This window comes from Flavobacterium ginsenosidimutans (assembly GCF_003254625.1).
Lineage (GTDB): Bacteria > Bacteroidota > Bacteroidia > Flavobacteriales > Flavobacteriaceae > Flavobacterium > Flavobacterium ginsenosidimutans.
The window spans coordinates 1-3672 of the sequence record NZ_QJRJ01000050.1 but is presented as its reverse complement, the minus strand read 5'-3'; the positions used below and the strand labels follow the sequence as shown (position 1 = coordinate 3672).

The following is a 3672-nucleotide window of genomic DNA, read 5'->3' as shown; positions in this document are numbered from 1 at the left end:
CTTCTGTTAAGCGGCCTGTTTTCGGCTGGAGTGTTAGGAACCAGAGGTTCGCTTTCCCCTTTTGAGAAGAGATGCATTCGGCTGGATTCAATTCCCCTGTTCTGCAGATAGTATGAAACAGCCTGCGCTCTCTTCATCCCGATTTCAAGATTGCGTTTTTCAGTTCCTATATCGCAGGTGTATCCGGTAATATTGAGCTCTGTGCCTTTATCGGCTTTAAGGATCTCGGCGATTTTATCCAGTCTCGAAGCCAGTTCGGGAGTTACTTTTGCGCTTCCGATTTCCTGGAAGGCAAGGGGCTGCTTTTCGATGTAGCTCCTTTCCTCGGCAGTAAGCTCTTTTCTGGCTGGCGCAGCCTGGACAGCTTTCTGCTGTGCGGGAGCCGCCTGCTGAATTGGAGCCGTCTGCGTCTGTGCAGGCGGTTCCGCTTTCGCCTGCACAGGTTCCGGTCTGCCTTTAGCTAAAGAAAAGCCTAATTTCAGCTGGATCCCCGCAGAAAAGTAGCGGCTTTCCTGCACTATTTTTCTGTTTCCGGCCGTGCCGTCTGCCTGAATATTGTCAATTCCGTTCGGACTGTATGCCGCGATATTTGCATTGGGAGTCTCTTTTGCCAGATCAGTCAGGCCATAATCAATATATATGCCTGTGTAAAGCTGTGTCCTTTCTTTTAATCTGAAGGCAAGGCCTGTTTCGGCACTTAATAGAAAAGCAGGGTCTAGGCTTACGGCTGTCTTATCCTGCCAATCGGTTACTTTTCCGAATCCGTGGGAAGGCAGATCGTCAACCAGAAGATTCACGTCAGGATAATAGCCGCTCAGCTGCAGTTCGGATGCCGAAGCTTTTACGGTCTGCTTTCCGGGAAAGAGGATTTTTCCCCCGAATCCAAAATATAATCCTGTCTGTGAGGCAATTGATGTTCTGTACTGCATCATAAGGGGAATCGCAGCAGAAATAAAATGCTGGTCTTCCTTATAATTGGTCGGCGTAACCCGATACTCGAAAGCGGAGGTCTGGTCATCAACCTCATAGCTTGAGATTGTGGTTCCGTTATCCAGTCCAAAGCTGTTCTGGCTGTACATTACATCTACCCCTGCAGAAATTCCCCAGTGGCCGCTGAAGAAATAGGTGTACCCGACACCTATTCCTCCGCCAAATTTCAGTTTTCCGTCTCCGATGCTGCTGTCATAAAGGATTCCAGAGGGGCCTGCGTTAATCTTAAAATTAAGTTCCTGCGCTTCTATCGAGATATTAAATAGTGCCAATACGGCTATAGTGATTTTAATCTTCATTTCCTGTAAATTTAAATTGGACCCCATTTTTATTTAACCAATAGGTTGATTGTTTTTATCTGCCCGTCGGCCAGCTTAAGGACCACAACATAAATGGCAGCCTGCGCAGGAGCGGTGATCTGGGTGCTTGCCTTTACATTTGAAATGGTCTGCACTAATTTTCCCGTAATGTCAAAAATAGCTATCTCGGCTCCATTTAGCTGGGATTCGCTGAAATCGCACTCTAAGGTAAATTCACCTGCAGGTTTAACCGGGTTTGGAAAAATCTTGATTTTCTTGGTGAAGACTGTTCCGGCTGTCTCAATCGGGCACGATTTGATCGAGTTTCCATTTCTGTCTTTTGCAATCACATGGTAAGTTCCATTCAAAGGCTGAAGTTCGCTATAGTATTGGCGGGTCGCACCGGAAACGGCCGCTCCGTTTCTGTACCATTGCCAGGCCACATAATTGTTTGATCTGTTGTCAAAGAACAGGACATTTGCCCACTGCTGCACAACAAGCCCGGACTGGCTTATTTCGATGGTTTTGACAACGGCCACAGCAGGGTTATGGTTCTGGTCGCCATTCTGCACAGCGGTAATGGTCGTGCTTCCAGCTCCAGCTATATTTAAGGCTGTTCCTGTAACTGCAGCCAATGCAGGGTCTGCACTGGTATAGGAAACCGGCAGTCCGCTGTCTGCTGTGGCAGTCAGGGCTAGAGAATTGGAATCGGAACAGCCAAATTCTAAGGTCTGGTCCCAAGTGATCGTCTGGTCTGCTTTAGTAATTTCAAATTCAGCACCTTCAAAAACAATGATATAATCTGCACCGGCGCTAACTGTTCCCAGTTTAATATTGTATTTTCCTGCATTTTCTCCGGCATCTCTGGACAGCAGTCCAGCAATTACTGACGGAGCGTCTCCGTTGGCAAGACCTAAATATTTATAGCCAAAGACAGGATCGGCAGTTCCATATACTTTTGTCTGTCCTGCGCTGGCAGTTATAGTAAGGGTATATTTTTCTGTAGTGAAGCTGACTTCGTTTCCGTAATTGACAAAACCACTGCTGTTTACCGCATAAGTTCTGACATAATAGGTTCTGTTTCCTCTAAGTCCAGCTAAAGAACCGGTAAATGTTCCTAACGCACTTGCAGCATTTATTTTAGCATCGGCTGTAGTAGGATCTGTATGCAGAGCATATACAAAACCGGCTTCTGTCAGACACTCTCCTGTATCTGCATTTATTCCGTCTGAAGATACAGTGCCGGATAAAGATGCGCCAGCTGCGGTTATTCCAGATACGGCTGAAGTGTTCAAACTGACAGGATTGGCAGGTTCAGCTATTACAACATCTATAGCAGCGGCACAAGAATTGGCATCTGTAACGATTACGCTGTAGGTTCCGGCAGAAAGCCCCGTTGCAATGGCGGATGTTCCTCCAGATGGAGACCATAAGAAGGTGTACGAGCCAGAACCGCCGCTAGGATATACTATAGCTGATCCGTTATTTCCTCCATGGCATGAAACCTGTGTAACGGCCGTAACAAGAGTTAAAGCATCTGGTTCTGCAATTGTAATGGTATTAGCAGTAGAGCATAAGTTTGAATCTGTTACGGTTACGGTGTAGATTCCGGCAGAAAGGCCAGACGCCGTTGCAGCAGTTCCTCCAGACGGTGCCCATAAATAAGTGTAAGTGCCAGTTCCTCCTGTAACGTTTACTGTCGCAGATCCATCATTACCGCCATGACAGGACACATTTGTCTGTGCATATGCTGCCGAAAGAGCCGCAGGTTCTGCTATCTGTACAGTCTGTGCTGTGAAGCATCCATTTGCATCGGTAACGGTGACAGTATAATTTCCAGGAGCAAGACCCGTTGCAGCTGCAGCAGTTCCTCCAGAAGGAGCCCATAAGTATGTATAGGCACCTGTTCCGCCAGTTACGGCAACAGAAGCAGATCCGTCAGATCCTCCATTGCATAAAACATCTGTAACAGCTGCAGTTAATGCTAAAGCATCAGGTTCTGTAATTGTGATAGTTTTATCAGTAGAACATGAGTTTGCATCGGTAACAGTAACAGTATACGTTCCAGCTGAAAGGCCAGCTGCTGTAGGAGCAGTGCCTCCAGAAGGCGACCATAAGTATGTATAAGACCCGGTTCCTCCAGAAACAGCTACTGAAGCTGTACCGTCATTACCGCCATTGCAGGATACATTAATTTGTGAATCTACCGCTAAAAGAACAGCAGGTTCAGTAATCTGAATAGTTTCTGTTATGAAGCATCCATTTGCATCGGTAACGGTGACAGTATAATTTCCAGGAGCAAGACCAGCTGCTGTTGCAGCAGTTCCTCCAGATGGTGACCATGAATAGGTGTAAGGGCCTGTTCCTCCAGAGGCAGTTACTG

2 protein-coding genes are annotated in these 3672 nt (G+C 46.9%); both read right to left on the bottom strand.

What is annotated here, in order from left to right:
* On the bottom strand, positions 1-1289 hold a 1289-nt coding region (locus tag DM444_RS00265; RefSeq protein ID WP_162614879.1), incomplete at its 3' end, for an OmpA family protein.
* Between the two features lie 29 nt (positions 1290-1318).
* Positions 1319-3672 (bottom strand): MBG domain-containing protein (locus DM444_RS00260; RefSeq protein WP_162614878.1); only part of this gene is annotated, 2354 nt, incomplete at its 5' end.